Annotated in this window: 9 protein-coding genes and 1 tRNA gene; 8 read left to right on the plus strand and 2 right to left on the minus strand. The window is 63.4% G+C overall.

Annotated features, from left to right (window positions below; genetic code table 11):
- Positions 1–15: 15 nt before the first annotated feature.
- The 3 genes from XALGPE39_RS00635 (at position 16) to XALGPE39_RS00645 (ending at position 1,957) form a co-directional block, all read left to right on the plus strand.
- Positions 16–90: transfer RNA gene (locus tag XALGPE39_RS00635), tRNA-Val, on the plus strand.
- 224 nt (positions 91–314) lie between these two features.
- Positions 315–1,490 carry an ImmA/IrrE family metallo-endopeptidase gene (locus XALGPE39_RS00640; RefSeq protein WP_045728849.1) on the plus strand — a complete coding sequence of 392 codons (1,176 nt, stop codon included), beginning with the start codon at positions 315–317 and terminating at the stop codon, positions 1,488–1,490.
- On the plus strand, positions 1,487–1,957 hold the full coding sequence (locus tag XALGPE39_RS00645) for a PIN domain-containing protein (protein ID WP_045726559.1): 471 nt from the start codon (positions 1,487–1,489) through the stop codon (positions 1,955–1,957). Before XALGPE39_RS00640 ends, XALGPE39_RS00645 begins: the two co-directional genes overlap by 4 nt.
- A 198-nt stretch (positions 1,958–2,155) precedes the next feature.
- Here XALGPE39_RS00645 and XALGPE39_RS00650 read toward each other — a convergent pair whose 3' ends face one another.
- Positions 2,156–2,698, minus strand: coding sequence for a gluconokinase, GntK/IdnK-type (locus XALGPE39_RS00650; RefSeq protein ID WP_045726560.1), 543 nt, complete (start codon positions 2,696–2,698; stop codon positions 2,156–2,158).
- A gap of 124 nt (positions 2,699–2,822) precedes the next feature.
- Here XALGPE39_RS00650 and XALGPE39_RS00655 point away from each other — a divergent pair, with 124 nt between their 5' ends.
- The gene (locus tag XALGPE39_RS00655; protein WP_045726561.1) at positions 2,823–4,226 is read left to right on the plus strand and encodes an MFS transporter; all 1,404 of its coding nucleotides are present in this window, start codon (positions 2,823–2,825) and stop codon (positions 4,224–4,226) included.
- On the plus strand, positions 4,223–6,622 hold the full coding sequence (locus tag XALGPE39_RS00660) for an NdvB protein (protein WP_045726562.1): 2,400 nt from the start codon (positions 4,223–4,225) through the stop codon (positions 6,620–6,622). The genes XALGPE39_RS00655 and XALGPE39_RS00660 overlap by 4 nt, the downstream gene beginning before the upstream one ends.
- 46 nt (positions 6,623–6,668) lie before the next feature.
- On the opposite strand, the gene XALGPE39_RS00665 is transcribed toward XALGPE39_RS00660, so the two are convergent.
- Positions 6,669–9,092 carry an AAA family ATPase gene (locus XALGPE39_RS00665; RefSeq protein WP_045726563.1) on the minus strand — a complete coding sequence of 808 codons (2,424 nt, stop codon included), beginning with the start codon at positions 9,090–9,092 and terminating at the stop codon, positions 6,669–6,671.
- Positions 9,093–9,310: 218 nt separating this feature from the next.
- Between XALGPE39_RS00665 and XALGPE39_RS00670 the strand changes: the two genes are divergently transcribed.
- The 3 genes from XALGPE39_RS00670 to XALGPE39_RS00680 all read left to right on the plus strand — a co-directional run bounded on the left by XALGPE39_RS00670 (position 9,311) and on the right by XALGPE39_RS00680 (position 17,736).
- Positions 9,311–12,739 (plus strand): PAS domain-containing hybrid sensor histidine kinase/response regulator, encoded by a 3,429-nt coding sequence (locus XALGPE39_RS00670; RefSeq protein ID WP_045726564.1) that lies wholly within the window; start codon positions 9,311–9,313, stop codon positions 12,737–12,739.
- A 128-nt stretch (positions 12,740–12,867) separates the two neighbouring features.
- Positions 12,868–14,724: a tetratricopeptide repeat-containing sulfotransferase family protein gene (locus XALGPE39_RS00675; RefSeq protein ID WP_045726565.1), complete on the plus strand. Its 1,857-nt coding sequence runs from the start codon at positions 12,868–12,870 to the stop codon at positions 14,722–14,724.
- A 255-nt stretch (positions 14,725–14,979) separates the two neighbouring features.
- Positions 14,980–17,736: a TonB-dependent receptor gene (locus XALGPE39_RS00680; protein ID WP_045726566.1), complete on the plus strand. Its 2,757-nt coding sequence runs from the start codon at positions 14,980–14,982 to the stop codon at positions 17,734–17,736.
- The last annotated feature ends 115 nt before the right edge of the window (positions 17,737–17,851 follow it).

Here is a 17,851-nt window from a genome sequence, read left to right on the forward strand (position 1 = left end):
TTGGGGTTGCAGAGAGGGCGGTTAGCTCAGCGGTAGAGCACTACCTTGACATGGTAGGGGTCGCAGGTTCGAACCCTGTACCTCCCACCAATTATATCAATGGCTTAGCTGCATGTCGCTGGTTCGATTGCACAACAGTACGAAAAATGTCCGAAAAACCGCCCTTGTAAAGATGGCGGTTTTTTCGTTTATGAGAGGGGGATGTCGCGCTTGCTGGGCTGCGTCGCAGGTGGTGCGAGCGCATGGGCTAAGATAGGATTAGCTAATCTTTGGCCGGGAGCGGGTAGCCGCGGATGGCCAACCGAGAGTATTTTATGAGGGGCGAGCCAGTAGTTGGAATCCAGCCGGCGGTCATGCAATGGGCTAGAGAGTCCATTGGTCTGACTGTCGAGGATGTTGCGGAGCGAATCTCCAAGCGGCCGGACGATATCAGCAACTGGGAGTCCGGCACCGACGCTCCAACTTACGTGCAGTTGGAGCGGCTTGCCTACGAGGTTTACAAGCGCCCCATCGCTGTCTTTTTCCTGCCGAAGCCACCGGAGGAGCATCGTCCTCAGAGCGAGTTCCGAACCCTCCCGGCGTTCGACCTGAAGAATCTGGCTAGCGACACCTTTCTTCATATCCGGAAGGCGCACGCGTACCAGATTGCCCTTGCAGAGCTTTTTGACGGTAGGAACCCGGCTCAACGGAAGCTGTGGGAAGACTGTCCGCTAGACTTGCGTGATTCTCCCGCGAACGCAGCATCTGCAATCAGGCAAGAGCTAGGCATCACGGTTGAAGGGCAAGCAAGATGGGGCGATGACGCCGATGCATTGCTGCAATGGCGTCAGGCCGTTGAACGACGTGGAATCTTCGTTTTCAAGAATTCATTCATGCAGAAGGAAATCTCCGGTTTCTGCTTGAGGGACGATGAGTTCCCTCTCATTTATTTGAATAACAGCACTACGAAGACTCGCCAGATTTTCAGCTTGCTACACGAGCTGGCCCACCTGCTTTTCAATGTTAACGGGCTAAGCAAGTTTGACCATAGCTACGTCAGACAGCTTCCGCAGCACGAGAGGAAGATTGAGGTCTTCTGCAATGCTGTGGCGTCCGAGGTTTTGATTCCTGGCTCCGATTTCGAGAGGCAGGCTGCCAGTCTTCCCAGCGACCTGACCCATGCATCAGATGCAGTCTTCTCTAATCTGGCTCGGCACTATGGCGTAAGTCGGGAAGCCATCTTGCGCAGGTTCTTGGACCTTGGCCGCGTTGATCAAGCTTTCTATGAAGAGAAGGTAGCCGAGTGGACCGGCCAACTAAAGAAGGCGAAGGGCGGCGGTGATTGGTACGCCACTACGCGCACCTATATCAGTGACCGTATGCTGAACGAAGTATTTGGCCGGTATTTTCGCAATCAAGTCAGCGCCGTTCAGGCGGCGGAGTATCTGGGGGTCGCGCCCAAGAACTTGCCGGGGCTTGAAGAGCGTGTCCTCAAGAGGACCGCTCAATGATTTATGTGTTTGACACCAACTCTCTTAGCAAGCTCAAGCACTACTATCCGAACGTCTTCAAGTCAATCTGGGCTGGGTTGGATGGGTTGGTTGCGAGCGGCGACCTGATTTCGACCCGTGAGGTTTGGAACGAAATGCAATTGGGGGTGCCGAATCCGCACGTTCAAGCTTGGCTGGACAAGAACAAGCATATCTTCCGAGTCCCGCAGGCGGCCGAGTTGCAGGTGGTAGCTCATATTCTGGCAATATCCCACTTCCAAGCGCTGATTGGTACCAAGCAACAGTTGAATGGCACACCGGTGGCCGACCCATTCGTAATTGCGCTTGCTAAGACGCAAGGCGCCACGGTCGTAACGGAAGAGGAGCTAAAGCCGAATGCCGCCAAAGTTCCGAACGTTTGCCAGCATTTTGGTGTGCCGTGCATGAATCTTGAGCAGTTCATGCAGGTTCAAGGATGGAGCTTCTGAGTCTGAAGTATACCCACGTTTTCCCAGGCCAGGATCAACCATTTAACGGCGCACCGACTGGAAAAAGGTTCACGCATGGCGTAAACAGCGTAAACAAAAAAAGGTCAGAGTGATTTACTACGGGTCTGCTATGACCCCATTGTTCGCCGCCAGACCAGCATCTTCACATTGGGTAGCGACTCCGGATGCGCGATTTAGCTAGCCAATGACCCGGGTTGAATCCAATCGTGCGATGGCTTCATCCACCACCTCGGCAAATGGCGCGTCCACGTTCACCGCGATCACGTCCGCCTCGTCAATGGGCGATTGCAGTGCGTCGATCTGGCTCTGCAACAGGGTCGGCGGCATGAAGTGGCCGCTGCGTGCAGCCAGACGTGCGGCGATCACGTCCATGGCGGCGTGCAGAAACACCAAGCGCATCGGCACTCCGCTGTCGCGTAGCTGTTGACGGTGCGCGCGGCGCAAGCCGGAGAAAGCCAGCACGATGCCGTCGCCGGCCGCGTTGGACTGGCGCAGCCGCGTCGTCAACGCCGCGACCCAAGGCGCACGCTGCGCGTCGCTGAGCGGAATCCCACGGGCCATCTGTGCCTTGGCTTCGGCGCTATGCACGTCGTCAGCGTCCAAGAACGTCATCCGGTAGTGTGCGGCCAGTGCCTGCGCGACGCTGGTCTTGCCGCTGCCCGCCACGCCCATCACGACGATGGCGGCGGCCGGTGGTGGTGGAGGCGATGTCGTGTCCATCACGTGTCGTTATACCTGGCGATGTCTTTGCTATGCCGTATGCGTTGGCGGCGCGTGCAAGCTGGTGTAGCGTCGTGCCGCTGTCGCGCATCGCGGGAATTACCGCGTGCCGCCGCATCATCGCATGTCCGCCCATCCAGGATCGCCGATGTCCCTCTCATCGCAACGCACCGACGCGCAGCTGCGCTGGTCCGAGACACTCGGTTACGGCATCGGCGACATGGGGTTCAATCTGTACTGGGCCACCATTTCCGCATTCCTGCTGATCTTCTACACCGACACCATGGGCCTGCCTGCCGCCGCGGTGGGCACGATGCTGTTGGTGACCAAGCTGGCGGACGCGGTGTGCGATCCGTTGATGGGCGCGATCGCCGACCGCACCCGCACCCGCTGGGGCAAGTTCCGTCCCTATCTGCTGTTCGCGGCGTTACCGATGGCCGGCAGTGCGGTACTGGCCTATACCACGCCAGCGCTGGATACCGGTGGTCGCCTGCTTTGGGCCTACGTCACCTTCGGGCTGATGATGCTGATGTACACCGTGCTCAGCATTCCGTACTCGGCGCTATCGGGGGTGATGACCGCCGATAGCCAACAACGCACCACGTTGGTCAGCATCCGCTTCATCGCGGCATTCGTCGGCACCTGCCTGGTCAACTATGCCACGCTGGATCTGGTGCGCTGGTTCGGCAATGGCGACGACGCACGTGGCTGGCAGTGCACCATGTTGCTATACGGCACAGTGGCCGCAGCGTTGTTCGCGATTGTCTTCGCGACCACGCGTGAGCGTGTGCAACCGTTGCCACAACCACGCGCGCCGGTGTTGCAGGATATTGCCGATCTGCTGCGCAATCGGCCATGGCGGGTGTTGTTCGCGCTGGCGTTAATCATCATGGTCACCATCGTCATGCGTGGTGGTGCCAGCGTGTACTACGTCAAATATTACCTTGGTCGCCCGGAGTTGGCCGGTTGGTTTCTCGGCAGCTATTCGCTGGCGTTGGCACTGGGCGCGGCGGCCACGCCGCTGTTGACCCGCTGGTGTGACAAGCGACGTTTGATGATTTGCTTGATGACCAGCGTCGGCGTGCTCAGTTGTGCGATGTTCTTCGTCCCGCGTAATGCGATCTGGGCGCTGTTCGCGCTCAATCTGCTGGTGGGCCTTGCGCTTGGGCCGAAATCGCCATTGGCGTTCTCCATGTACGCCGATAGTGCTGACTACACCGAGTGGAAGACCGGGCGTCGCGCCACCGCGATGACGTTCTCGGCGGCGATCTTTTCGCAAAAGCTCGGCGCTGCACTGGCCTCGGCCTGCATTGCCTGGATGCTGGCGGCGATGGGCTATGTCGCCAATCAGGCGCAGAGCAATGCTTCGCAACGGGGCATCGTGTTGTTGTTGACGGTGATTCCTGGCGCGATTGCGTTGCTGGCGGCGTGGACGATGCGCTTTTATCCATTGGACGATGCGATGCTACGCCGCATTCAACACGATTTGGCCGCGCGCACGCGTGCGGCGGGGGAGACGGAGCAATGAATCGCGCGCACGATCCGCAGCAGGACACGACCACGCTGCTCGCTCCGAGTGCCGATGGCGAGCGCTATGCGCTGTACAGCCCGACCGCGCTCCCCAACGCTGGCGGTTTCCTGTGGAACCGGCGGATGATGATCCATGTGACCTGTCGCGGTTACGCCACCGCGCAGTTCATGCAGCCGGAGCCGACCAAATACGCGCATGCCCCGACCCTGGAGGCGAAGACCTTCATGCAGCCGGAGCAGCCGTACTACGCGCATCATCCTGGACGTTTCTTCTACCTCAAGGACGAGGACAGTGGCGCGTTGTATTCGGTGCCCTACGAGCCGGTCAGGGCGATGCCGCAGGCGTTCTGTTTTTCTGCGGGTCAAGCCGACCTGGTCTGGTACGTGCGCCATGCCGATATCGAAGTGGAACTGCGCTTGCAGTTGCCGGTGGACGATCCGGTGGAGCTGTGGCAGTGCCAGGTGCGAAATCTGGATGGGCGTGCGCGCCGGCTCGCGCTGTATGCGTACTTTCCGGTCGGCTACATGTCGTGGATGTATCAGAGTGGCGAATATCGCGCCGAGCTGGGCGGCATCGTCTGCCGTAGCGTCACGGCGTACCAGAAAGTGGAGGATTATTTCCGCCATCGCGATTTCAAGGACTGCACCTTTTTACTGCACGAGCAGACGCCGGATGCTTGGGAAGCGCGGCAGTCCGCGTTCGAGGGGGAAGGTGGCCTGCATGCGCCGAGTGCGGTGATGCAGCCGTGTCTTGGCGGCAGCCAGGCACACTACGAACTGCCGACCGCAGCCTTGCAGTACGGCATGACTTTGGCGCCGCAGCAGACGCAGACGCTGCGCTTTCTGTTTGGCCCAGCCACGGACGAAGCGGAGATCGCCGGCTTGCGTGCGCGCTATCTGTCGGCGCAGGGCTTTGCCACGGCGGCGGCGGATTACCGTGCCTATCTGGCCCAGGCGGCCGGATGTCTGCACATCGCCACGCCCGATCCGCACCTGGACAACTTGGTCAACCATTGGCTGCCGCGACAAGTGTTCTATCACGGCGACGTCAACCGCCTCGCCACCGATCCGCAGACCCGCAACTATCTGCAGGACCACATGGGCATGAGCTATCTGCGCCCGCACACGGCGCGCGCCGCGCTGCTGCATGCGCTGTCGCAGCAGGAAAGCAGCGGGGCGATGCCCGATGGCATTTTGTTGGTCGAGGGTGCGGAACTGAAGTACATCAACCAAGTGCCGCATACCGACCACTGCGTGTGGTTGCCGGTGTTCCTGTCGGCCTATCTGGACGAGACTGGCGATAGCGCCCTGCTAAACGTGGACGTGACCACGGCCGATGGCATCAGCCTCAGCGTCGCCGAGCGCATCGACGCGGCCATGCGCTGGCTGCTCGGTGCGCGCGATGCACGCGGACTGAGCTACATCGCGCAGGGCGATTGGTGCGATCCGATGAACATGGTCGGCTATCGTGGCCGTGGCGTGTCCGGTTGGTTGTCGGTGGCCACCGCGCATGCGCTGCAACTCTGGGCGCAGATTTGCGCGCAACATGGCCGCGCCGAGCTGGCGGCGCAATGGCGCGCAGGTGCTGTAGAACTCAATGCGGCGATGAACCGTGAATTGTGGGACGGCGACTGGTATGCGCGCGGCATCACCGACGATGGCGTGCGCTTCGGCATCAAGGACGACCAAGAAGGCCGCATCTATCTCAATCCGCAGAGCTGGGCGCTGCTCGCCGGCACCGCCGATGCGACACAGCGGCAACGTCTGTTGCAAGCGATCGACACGCAGTTGGACACGCCCTATGGGCCGGTCATGCTGGCCCCGCCGTATACGGCGATGCGCGAGGACGTGGGCCGGCTGACCCAGAAATATCCTGGTTCGGCCGAGAACGGTGCGGTCTACAACCATGCCGCCGCGTTCTACCTGCATGCGCTGTATGCCATTGGCGACGCCGACCGTGCCTGGCGCGTGTTGCGCGCGATGATTCCGGGCCCGGATCTGGCCGATTACTTGCAGCGCGGGCAGTTGCCGGTGTTCGTCCCCAACTACTATCGCGGCGCTTGGCACAGCTTGCCGCGCACCGCTGGCCGCTCCAGCCAACTGTTCAACACCGGCACGGCGGCATGGTTGTATCGCTGCCTGATCGAAGGCTTGTTCGGGTTGAAGGGCGAGGGCGATGCGCTGTGCGTGCGCCCGCAGTTGCCGTCGCATTGGCCGCAGGCGCGCGTGCAGCGACGCTTTCGCGGTGCGCTGTTCGCGGTGCGGATGCAGCGTGCCGCCGACTGCGCCGCGCCGCAGGTGCGCGTGGATGGGCGCTTGCTGGAGGAGCCACGGATCGTCGGGATCGAGGCTGGCCGCCATTACGTGGTCGAGGTGCTGTTGCCGTCTGGGTGAGGCCGTGTGCACGCTGTCATCGCGCAGGACCGAAACGCCATGCGGCTTACATCGTTGCGGCGTTGGCGGTGGCGATCAGGTCGTCCCATTGCAGCCGAGTGCTGGCGACATCGTCGCTCTCCTGTAGCGCGCGGCGTGCGGCGCAGCGCATCGCGCGGCTGATCCAGGTGTGCAGGTCGCGACCGGAATGGCCCTCGCTGCGCTCGGCGACCCAGGCCGCCGCCGCGTCGGCATCGAAGGCCAGTGGCTTGCCGCGCAACAGGCGCGCGACGATGGTGTTGCGCGCAGTGTGATCGGGCAGCGCGATGGGGATGTGCCGATCCAGCCGCGACAGCAGCGCCGGATCGATTGCCTCGGCATGATTGCTCGCGGCGAGCAAGAACACCTCGCCGGTGTGACCAGCGACGCCGTCCAACTCCTGCAGCAATTGGCCGACGATTTCCCGGGTCAGTGCATCGTCGCTTTCGGCGCCGCGCGCGGGGGCGAGGATGTCGAGTTCGTCGACGAAGACGATGCACGGCGCTTGTGTCCGCGCGCGCGCGAATGCCGCCTGCACGCGCTGGCCGGACTGGCCCAGGTAGCCGGCCTTGAGGTCGGCGCTGGTCAAGGCGATGAAGGCCAGGCCCGATTGATTGGCGAGGATCCGCGCGACCTGGGTCTTGCCGGTCCCCGGCGGGCCAGACATCAAAATGCCGCGCGGCACCGGCACGCCGAGTGCGGCGAGTTGTTCGGCGTTGCGCAGTTCCTTGCCCAGGGCGACGAACTCATCGAGCGCGGCCTGTGGCAGCACGATATCGTCCCAGTCCAGGGCCGCGACCTGGGTGGAACCCTTGCCGCGCAGCGCCCGCAACTGCGTCAGCAGCGTCGCGTTGTCCAATACGCCATCGACGCATTCGGCCGCCACCCGCGCGACCAGGGTCTGCAGATCGCGACCGGACAGGCCGGTGCTGTCGGCGATGACGTGCGGGTCCAGGGTCAGCGCAAAGCCGGCGCGTTGCAGTTCGTTGCCGAGAATGCGGGTGCGTGCCGCCGCGTCGGGCAGGCCGATGGCAATGCTGGCGGTGAAGCGCGACATCACCGCTTCGTCGAGCAGTCCCGGACGGTTGCTGGCGCCGATCACCAAGACCTGCCCTGGCGCGGCGTGGAAGCCATCCCATTCGGCGAGGAAGGTCTGCACCAGTTCGGCGCCGAAGCTATCGCTATCGGTGCCGCCACGTCGTGCGAACACGCTTTCGCATTCGTCGATGAACAGGATCGCCGGTGCATGGTCGCGACAGCGCTGCCAGATCGCCTGCACCTTGGGGCCGGTGTTGCCGACATGCGCGGCTTTCAGATCGGCCACGCCCAGCGCTTGGACATGGCAGCCGGCATGCTGCGCCAGCTTGCGCGCGATCAAGGTCTTGCCGGTGCCCGGTGGCCCGTGCAGCAGGATGCCCTTCGGCGCAGGAGCACGACCGGAGACGAACAGGTCCACCAGTTTCAGGATCTCGTCCAGGCAGGCGTCGGGCAGGGCGACATCGGTCCAGTGGCGCTGTACCGCGTCCATGCTCTGCAGCCGTTGTTGCACCGCGCGGTGCTGGCTGCGCGCCGCGTCCCATGCTTGCACGCATGCGTGCAGTGCGCTGATCGGCGCGGCTTCGGCCACCGCGTCGCTGGCCAGAGCCATCGCCAAGGCGTGCAGCGAGGCCGACGCGGCAGTTTGCAGCTCGATGTCCAAGGCAATGAACGCGGCGGCATGGCTGGCGTCGGGCAGCACGATCAGCGCATGCAGGCACGGTTCCATCGCGGCGTCGTGCAAGGCCAGCAGGCGCGCGCCGGACACGTCGCCGTGCGCGGCGGGAATCTGCCAGTGTCCGTGCAGGTTGGATTGCGGCCATGGCGCGCGGGTCACCGGATAAGTCGCCTTTGGCGCGCGCTGCGCTACCTCGCCGACCTGCGCCAGCGCTAGTGGCATGCGTGCCAATCGCCGTAGCAGCAGGCGTTCGTCGTAGCTGTCATGCCAGGCCAGCAGTTGCGCGCCCCCCACCACCAACATGGTGTACAGCAGCAATGAGGGCAGTGCGCATTCCAACAGCAACAGGATGTGGCCGTGCGCGACGAGCTGACGCCATCCTTGCAGAGCCGCGTGGCTCGCGCCGAACCAGCGTGCGCTCATCCAAGGCAGTATCAGCACCAGCACACCGAGCAGGGCCAGGCGCCAGCGCAGATCCGGCAGAAACGGGCGCAGCAGCAAGGCCGGGACCCATGCGCGTTGGCGTGCGCGCTGCATTGCCGCAGTTCTGGCGCGCGCGGCATGCGTGGCGAAACGCCGCTGGATCGCGGCCACCGCCAACTCCACCGCCGGCAACTGCTGCTGTACTTCCGCCTCGGCCTGCGCTTGACGCGCTTGCGCCTGCTGCAACTGCGTTTGCAGGCGCAGCGTCTGCTGTTGCAGATGCGCGGTTTGCGATTGGGCCGGTGGGCTTAACATCAGTGGTTGTGGAGGTGGGCGTTCACCGCACGCATCTTAGCCCGAGCCACGGTTGTGCCGCTGTCACGCTGTCCGTTCGATGGCCGGGGTGCAGCGGCCATCCGAAGCCTGCTTGCGCGGGAGTAGCGGCATGGCGTCAGTGCCATCGCATCTGTGCCGACCGTGCGCGGATTGGGTCATAGCGGCTAGACTGCGCGCATCATCGCGGGGACTGGCCTTTGGTTTCGAGTTGGATCCTGTTGCTGGTGTCGGCAGGCTACGCGGCGTTGCTGTTCGCGGTGGCGTGGTGGGGCGACCGCCGGCCGCTGTACCCGAAACGGCCTTGGCTACGCCCGGTGGTCTATAGCCTGGCGCTGGCGGTGTACTGCTCGTCGTGGACGTTCTACGGCGCGGTCGGCAGTGCGGTGCGCCATGGCATCGGTTATCTGCCGATCTATCTGGGGCCGTTGCTTTTGCTGCTGTTCGGTTGGCGCATCATCGAGCGGTTGGCGTTGATCGCGCGTAGCCAGAATACGGTGTCCATCGCCGACTTCATCTCCTCGCGCTACGGCCGTTCGCGGCGCCTGGCCGCGCTGGTGGCGGTGATCGCCTTGGTTGGGGTGTTGCCGTACCTGGCCCTGCAGTACAAGGCGGTGGCGATGAGCCTGCAGGTGCTCAGCGGCCAGTCCAGCGCTGGTGCGCCGTTTTATGAGGATCCGGAACTCTACGTGGCGTTGCTGATGGCCTTGTTCGCCACCTTGTTCGGTACGCGCCAGGTGGATGCCACCGAACATCGCCACGGCATGATGCTGGCGATTGCGCTGGAATCGATCGTCAAGCTGCTGGCGATCATTGCGGTAGGCGTATTTGCCTACGTGTGCTTATCCGCGCGTGACGCTGGTCAGGTGTTGCATTCTGCGCGCACGCTGTTCCAGAACACGCCGCCGGTTGGCTTTATCTCGCAGACCGTGCTCAGTTTCCTGGCATTGGTGTGCCTGCCCCGGCAGTTCCATGTGGCGGTGCTGGAATGCAGCGATGTCGGCGACATTCGCAAGGCGCGCTGGTTGTTCGGTCTGTACCTGGTGCTGATCTCGGCAATGGTGGTGCCGATCGCCGCGGCTGGCGTGGCTTTGTTCGATGGTGGCGACGTGGCCGGGGACAGCATCGTGTTGGCGCTGCCGCTGAACTACAACCACACCGCGCTGGCGCTGGTTGCCTATGTGGGCGGGTTTTCGGCCGCCACTGGCATGGTGATTGTGTCCAGCATCGCACTGGCGACGATGATCAGTAACGATCTGGTGATGCCGCTGCTGTTGCGTCATCGCGGGCATCAGGCTGCCGGCGCCGATGTCGCCTCGCAGGTGTTGTGGATCCGCCGCATCGCGATCTTGTTGTTGGCGTTGATCGCCTACGGTTACTACCGCACCAGTCGCAACGACAGCACCCTGGCTTCATATGGATTGATGGCGTTTGTCGCCGTGGCGCAATTCGCACCCGGGGTGATCGGCGGGCTTTACTGGCGCGGGGCCAGCCGCAAGGGCGTTGAGGCTGGCATGGTGCTGGGTTTCGCCACGTGGGTTTATACCCTGCTGCTGCCGGCGTTGACCCAGTCCGGCTGGCTGGACTCGGCCTGGCTGCACGATGGCCTGTTCGGCATCGGGTGGTTACGGCCGCAACACCTGTTCGGTTTGCGCAGTTGGGACCCGCTGGCGCACGGCATGTTCTGGTCGTTGCTGGTCAACGTCGGCACACTGATGCTGGTGTCGGCACGCTGGCGTCCGGGTCTGGACGAACAACTGCGTGCCGCACCGTTCCTGGAGCCGTATGCGCAACGTCCGGTGGTGGCCGGCGACTGGCTTGGGCAGGTGTATTTGGTGGATCTGCAGGCGCTGGCCGAACGCATGGTCGGCCAACGCCACGCGCGTCGCGCCTTCGCCGAGCAGGCGCAATTGCTTGGGCGCGAACCGCCGCCCAACGCGGTGGCCGACCGTGCCTGGGTGCAGTTCACCGAGCGTCTGCTTGCCGCTTCGATCGGCGCGGCCTCCGCGCGCTTGGTGCTGACCAGCCTGTTGCGTGGCTCGGGCATGGATCTGGGCGAAGTGGTGGCGGTTCTCGATCAGGCGGGTCAGGAACTGCGCTTCAACCGCGAGATTCTGTCCACGACGCTGGAGAACATCAGCGCCGGAGTCAGCGTGGTCGATGCCTCGATGTGTTTGGTGGTGTGGAATCGGCGCTACCAACACCTGTTCGGATATTCCGACGGCATGCTCTACGTGGGCCGTCCGGTGGCGGATCTGATTCGCTACAACGCCGAGCGCGGCCAACTGGTGGGTGAGCAGGTCGAGGAACAGATCAAGCGGCGCATCGCGCACATGCGTGCCGGCACTGAGCATGTGTTCGAGCGCATCCACCACGATGGCACGGTGATCGAGATACGTGGCCAGCCGTTGCCTGGTGGTGGCTACATCACCACCTATAACGACATCACTGACTACAAGCGCGCCGAACAGGCCCTGCTGGAAGCCAATGCAACCTTGGAGCAGCGTGTGGCTGCGCGCTCGCGCGAAGCGGAATTGGCGCAGCAGTCCAAAACCCGCTTCCTGGCTGCCATCAGCCATGACGTGTTGCAGCCGCTCAACGCTGCGCGGTTGTTCGCCTCGGCCATGCGCGAGGCGGCTCACCAGAACGAGGAACAGCGCCATCTGGCCGAGCGCGTGGACGCCTCGTTGCGCGCTGCCGAAGAACTGCTGGATGGTTTGCTCGACGTATCGCGGCTGGATGCTGGCGGCTTGCACCCGACCATCGAGGAGGTCGATGCTGGCGCGCTGTTGCGCGAATTAGCCGCACAGTACGTTCCGGTGGCCGCCGGCCGCAGCTTGCGCTTGCGCGTATACGCGCGCTCGATCTGGGTGCGTAGCGACCGCCGTCTACTGCGCCGCGTGCTGCAGAATTTCCTCGCCAACGCATTGCGCTATACCCGCCAGGGCCGCATCGTCCTGGGGATGCGTGGGCGTGGTACTGCGCTGGAGCTGCAAGTCTGGGACACCGGTCCTGGCATTCCACAGCACCATCTGCGGCAGATCTTCGAGGAATTTCAGCGCTATCAGCAGCCGTTCGACTGGGGTGAGCAAGGCCTGGGCCTGGGCCTGTCGATTTGCCAGCGTATCTCGCGTCTGCTTGACCACGAGCTGGATGTGCGTAGCCAGGTCGGCAGTGGCAGCATGTTTTCCATCACCGTGCCGCGCGTGGCGCCGCCGACGCAGCAGCGCCAGCAGCGCGCGGTGGTGGCAGTGGATTCATTGGCCGGGCTGCGCGTGCTGTGTGTGGACAACGACCCGGAGATCCTCGATGGCATGCGCGCATTGCTGGGCCGCTGGCAAGTGGAGGTGATCTGCGCCAACACGGTGGACGATGCACTGGCGCAGGCTGTACATGCGCCGCACGTGATGCTGGTCGATTACCACCTCCATGACCGCCTCGACGGACTGGACACGCTGGACGCGCTGCGTGCGGTGATGTCGGGCCCAGTGGGGGGCGCGCTGCTCACCGCCGATGGCCGCGACGAACTCCATCTGCAAGCGCGCGCGCGTGGCTATCGCCTGTTGACCAAGCCGGTCAAGCCGGCTTCGCTGCGCGCTTTCCTCAGTGCCTATCACGATGCGATCTAGTACCCGTCGCGCCATTGGTCACGACGCTGTACGCAATGTACGGCGATCGGTGGCGTGGCCGGTGTGGCGCATTGCGTCCTACTGCGGCTAAGGTGCCTGGCTGCGCTACTTTCCCGACCCGTACCCGCATGACCTCCCTGGACGACACCGCGATTCCCCCGCTGACCGATCTGCTGCAAGCGCTGGAGGCCGGCCACGCGCAAGAGTTGGAATATGGCGCGCGCCGCTATCTGCAACATCGGCCGGACGATCCGCTGGTCAGCAGCCTGCTGGCGATGAGCCTGCAGATGCAGGGCCAGCCAGCGCAAGCGGCCGCGCTGTATCGCGCACTGACCACGCGCCAGCCGCAGGATGTGGCGCATTGGAATAATCTGGGCAGTGCTTTGCGCGAGTGCGGCGAGCACGCGCAGGCGCTTCAGGCCTATGCGCGCGCCTGCGCACTGGCGCCGCAGGACCCCATGCCGCACCACAACTTGGGCCTTTTGGCGATGGACAGTGGCGACTACGCGACTGCCCGCCAGCATCTGCTCGATGCGCATGCGTTAGCGCCGCAACTACCGCCGCTGTGCGTGCACACGGCGATGGCCTGCCACGAATGCGGCGACTTTCAACGCGTACAGGCGCTGATCGCCAATTGGCGGCAATGGCCGCCGCTGGAGCCGGACACCACAATGGAACTGGCCTGGTTGTTGTCGCACGAGGGCGACACCGATAGCGCCTGCGCGCTATTGCAGGCGTGTACCGGCGGCCCGATGCCGGAATCGGTACGCGCCTGGTCGCGGCTGGTGCTGGTGCTCGAACGCGCCAACCGATTGCAGCAGGCGCGCGAGGCCGCCGCGCAACTGCCTGCATCGGATCTGATTGCCGATGCCGATGTGCGCGAGGCCGCCAGCAACGCATTGGCCGTGTTGGCAATGCGCGACGGACGCTGGGACGATGCCTATGCGCTGCTGCGCGGCCTGCTTGCGCAGGACAGTGCCATCGACATACGCAAGCAGAGCAATCTGTTCTTTGCCTTGGCACGGGTCTGCGACCGCCTGGGTCGGCCCCAGGAGGCGCTTGCGGCGTGCGCGCAGGGGCATGCTGGCCAGGTCGAGAGTCTGGCTGCGCTGGTGCCGGAGCTGGCTGCTGCCGATGCGTCGCCGCTGCCGGTCGCGCAAGACCGTTGGGACCCGGCGCGCTATGCGGCGGCCAGGCCGGTGATCGGGCCGGGTGTGGCGGCCTCGCCGATCTTCGTGGTGGGTTTCCCGCGTTCGGGTACGACCTTGCTGGAGCAGATGCTCGATGCACATCCGCAGTTGTGCGCAATGGACGAGCGGCCATTCTTGCAAGCGCTGGCCGAGCGGCTGCTGCATCGCGGCGTGGCCTGGCCGGATGGCCTGGGCGAGCTCGACGATGCCGATTGCGCTGCATTACGTGCCGAGTATTGGCAATCGGTGGGGGAGGTGGTGCGGCTGGCGCCCGGTCAGCGCCTGGTGGACAAGAACCCGCTCAACCTGCTGCGGCTGCCGTTGATCCATCGGTTGTTTCCCGATGCACCGGTGATCCTGGCGCTGCGTCATCCCTGCGATGTGCTGTTGAGTTGCTACATGCAGGCGTTCCGTTCGCCGGCCTTCGCGCTGCTGTGTTCCAGCATGCAGCGCCTGGCGCGGGGCTATGCCGAGGCGATGGCATTCTGGTTGTATCACGCCGCCTTGCTACGGCCACGCGCGCTGGAGTTGCGCTACGAGGACCTGGTGGCCGATCCGCAGGCCCAGGTGGCCCGCCTCGGCCAGTTCCTGCAACTCGAACAGCCCGAGCGTTTGCTGGAGTTCCAGCGCCATGCCCGTGCCAAGGGCTTCATCAGCACGCCGAGCTACGCCCAAGTGGTCGAGGGGATCAATCGGAAGGGGCTGGATCGTTGGCGTGCCTACCGCGATGCGTTCGAGCCGGTGTTGCCGGCCTTGCAGCCGTTTCTGCAGCGGTGGAATTACCCCGTCGGATAATGATACCGGCGGCCGGATACATGTTAGCGGGATGAATTTGTCAAATCTTGGCGCACTCCGTCACACTGAGACAACACCGTTCTTATAAAAATCTAACAAGTGCCCGGTGGCTGCCTGAGCGGTCCGCAGTATGTCCCCCGGCCTGAACATCCATTCCCCCCACTCGCGCCTTGCGGTGCGATTCAACGGTTCACGCCATGCGTTGCTGCGTGGGCGTGCCGTTGTCTAGTTGTCTATCACATGAGGTCTCCACCGATGTCCTTAGCAAAGAACAGACTCGCGCATGCCGTTTGCCTGACGCTGACCGCACTGCCCGCCACCCTCTACGCGCAGAGCGCCACACCTGCCGGCAGCGATTCCAACGCAGCGCCGGTGGAGCTGGACCGCCTCACCGTCACCGGCTCGCTGGTGCGTCGCGTGGATGTGGAAACCGCCAGCCCGGTCGCCGTGGTCGATCGCCAGCAGATCCAGCAGAGCGGCAAGCAGACCTTGGGTGACCTGTTGCAGGCGCTGCCGGGCATCGCCGGTGCCGCGACCAATCCGCAGGTCAATAACGGCGGCGGCGATGGTGTCTCCACCGTATCGCTGCGCGGCCTCGGCGAAGAGCGCACGCTGCTGTTGGTCGACGGTCATCGGGTCCTCAACAACGACGTCAACTCGATTCCGACCAACATGATCGACCACGTCGAAGTGCTCAAGGTCGGCGCTTCGGCGATGTACGGCTCCGACGCCATCGGCGGCGTGGTGAACTTCATCCTGCGCAAGAACTTCGAAGGCGGCGAAGTCGCCGTCAACTACGGCCAGACCAGCCGCGGCGACGGTGCGCGCGATGGTGCCAGCTTCACCTTCGGCAAGACCTGGGACCGCGGCAACGTGGTGGCCGGCGTGGACTACAACAAGCAGAGGGCTGTCTCCTCGGCCAATCGCGCGTTCTCCAAGTACGCGATGTACCTGTCTAACGGCAGCGTCGTCAAGCGAGGCTCCAGCCGGACGCCGAGCGGCTATTACAAGCTGCCGGCCGCGACCCTGGCCGCCAACGGCTGCGATCCCGACGGTGCACTGACCGGCGACGGCAACGGCGGCTACAAGTGCTACAGCGGGTCTTCCGATTCCTATAACTACCAGGCGCAGAACCTGCTGCTGACCCCGCAGCAGCGCGTGGGCGGCTTCGTGCTCGGCAGCTTCAACGTGACCGACAACGTGCAGGCCTACGTCAATGCCTACCACAACCACACCATGTCGCATTATGCGATCGCGCCGCTGCCGTTCGATGCGCAGAACGATGGCATCACCATCGGCGCGGACAACCCCTACAACCCGTTCGGTGTGGAGTTCGGTCCCAACGGTTACGAGTTCCGCTCGCGCTTCACCAAGCTCGGCCAGCGCCAGGGCTTCTTCGACACCGCCACCGATCAGGACGTGCTGGGTTTGAAGGGTAGCATCGGCGACAGCAGTTGGGTCTGGAATGTCGACTTCGACTACGGCCACTATCGCCAGCGCAATTGGGACCGCGGTTACGTGGATTACGCCAGCTTGCAGACCGCGATCGATGCCGGTCAGGTCAACATCTTCGATCAGAGCAATGCCAACACGGTGGCGTGGCTGCAGAGCCACCAATCGATCCCGCGCCTGGACACCACCACGATCATGCGACAGTGGGAAGCCAGCGCCAACGGCAACCTGTGGGAGTTGCCCGCGGGCAGCGCGCAGTTGGCCGCCGGTGCGTTGTATCGCAAGCAAAGTCTGGACTACACCGTGTCCAGCAATGCGTTGATCAATAGCGACAACACCTGCGCGATTTCCTCCGAGGCCTGCTCCTCGCCATTGAGCGGCAGCTTCGACGTCAAGGAAGCCTATGCGCAGGTGTTCGTGCCGGTGCTGGCGCAATCCTCGCCGGTCGGCGCGCTCAACCTTACCCTGAGCGACCGTTTCTCCGATTACAGCAGCGTGCGTTCGAGCAACAACAGTGCCTCGTTCCAGGTCGAGTGGCGGCCGATCCACGACCTGATGCTGCGTGGCACGGCGGCACAGGTGTTCCGTGCGCCGACGATTGGCGACATCTACACCGGGCCGACCGCCAATGCGCCGAATTTCATCGACCCGTGCATCGGCTATAGCGGCAGCGGCCACGCCAATGCCTGCGCCGGCGTGCCGGTCGGCTGGACCGGCTCGGGCCTGTCGCAGACCAACAGCATCGTCTCCGGTTCGCGCTACGTGGGTTACCAGCTCAAGCCGGAGAAGGGCACCTCGTTCGACTACGGCCTGGTCTACAGCCCCGACTACGTGCCGGGCTTGTCGGTCAATCTCGACCTGTGGAAGGTCAAACTCAACGACCTGATCCAGCCGATCTCCGCGCAGACGGTGGCCGATCTCTGCTACAACGACGATAACAGCCCGTACTGCAGCTACATCCACCGCTATGCCGCCAACACGGTCAGCGCCGGTAACATCAATTACATCCAGACGCCGGTGGTCAACATCGGCAAGCTCAACACCCAGGGTGTCGATTTCGGTGCCAACTACGTGTTGCCGGAGACCGCGTTCGGCAAGTTCAACCTGGCGTTGGATACGACCTACCTGCACCGCTACGACATCGACACCGGCGATTCCATTGTGCACATGGCCGGCCGTTACAACTCGTCTTATGGCAACTACGCACACTGGCGCGGACGTGCCCTGGTCGGTTGGAAGCTGGGCAACTGGGATGCGAGCTGGACCACGCGCTGGGTTGGCAAGGTGCAGCTCGGCAGCGGCGATCCATCGCAGAACATGTCCGCCGATGCCGCGATCACTGGCGTGGTGCTGAACTACGGCAACCAGTTCTATCACGCGCTGCAGGTGGGTTACGACATGACCGATGCGCATCTGCGCTTCGATCTGGGCGTGGATAACCTGACCAACAAGCAGCCGCCGGTGATGTATCAGAACAACGTGTTGAATGCGAACACCGACGTGAGCACCTACGACACGCTTGGCCGTTACTACTGGATGCGTGCCACCTATAAGTTTTGATGTTTAAATGTCTTCTTAATTATAAAAAATCATTGAGAAATGAATTCGCACCCGCATGGGTGCGAGCTCTGCTTTAGTGATTTAATTTTATGTCGTTTGGGGTGTGGTAGAAAAA

This window comes from Xanthomonas sp. GPE 39, from assembly GCF_000963005.1.
In the GTDB taxonomy this organism is placed as follows: Bacteria; Pseudomonadota; Gammaproteobacteria; order Xanthomonadales; family Xanthomonadaceae; genus Xanthomonas_A.

Excerpts from the sequence above, each read along its gene's own strand:
- XALGPE39_RS00640 (WP_045728849.1), top strand. The coding sequence starts at position 315 with ATGAGGGGCGAGCCAGTAGTTGGAATCCAGCCGGCGGTCATGCAATGG.
- XALGPE39_RS00645 (WP_045726559.1), top strand. The coding sequence starts at position 1,487 with ATGATTTATGTGTTTGACACCAACTCTCTTAGCAAGCTCAAGCACTAC.
- XALGPE39_RS00650 (WP_045726560.1), bottom strand. The coding sequence starts at position 2,698 with ATGGACACGACATCGCCTCCACCACCACCGGCCGCCGCCATCGTCGTG.
- XALGPE39_RS00655 (WP_045726561.1), top strand. The coding sequence starts at position 2,823 with ATGTCCGCCCATCCAGGATCGCCGATGTCCCTCTCATCGCAACGCACC.
- XALGPE39_RS00660 (WP_045726562.1), top strand. The coding sequence starts at position 4,223 with ATGAATCGCGCGCACGATCCGCAGCAGGACACGACCACGCTGCTCGCT.
- XALGPE39_RS00665 (WP_045726563.1), bottom strand. The coding sequence starts at position 9,092 with ATGTTAAGCCCACCGGCCCAATCGCAAACCGCGCATCTGCAACAGCAG.
- XALGPE39_RS00675 (WP_045726565.1), top strand. The coding sequence starts at position 12,868 with ATGACCTCCCTGGACGACACCGCGATTCCCCCGCTGACCGATCTGCTG.
- XALGPE39_RS00680 (WP_045726566.1), top strand. The coding sequence starts at position 14,980 with ATGTCCTTAGCAAAGAACAGACTCGCGCATGCCGTTTGCCTGACGCTG.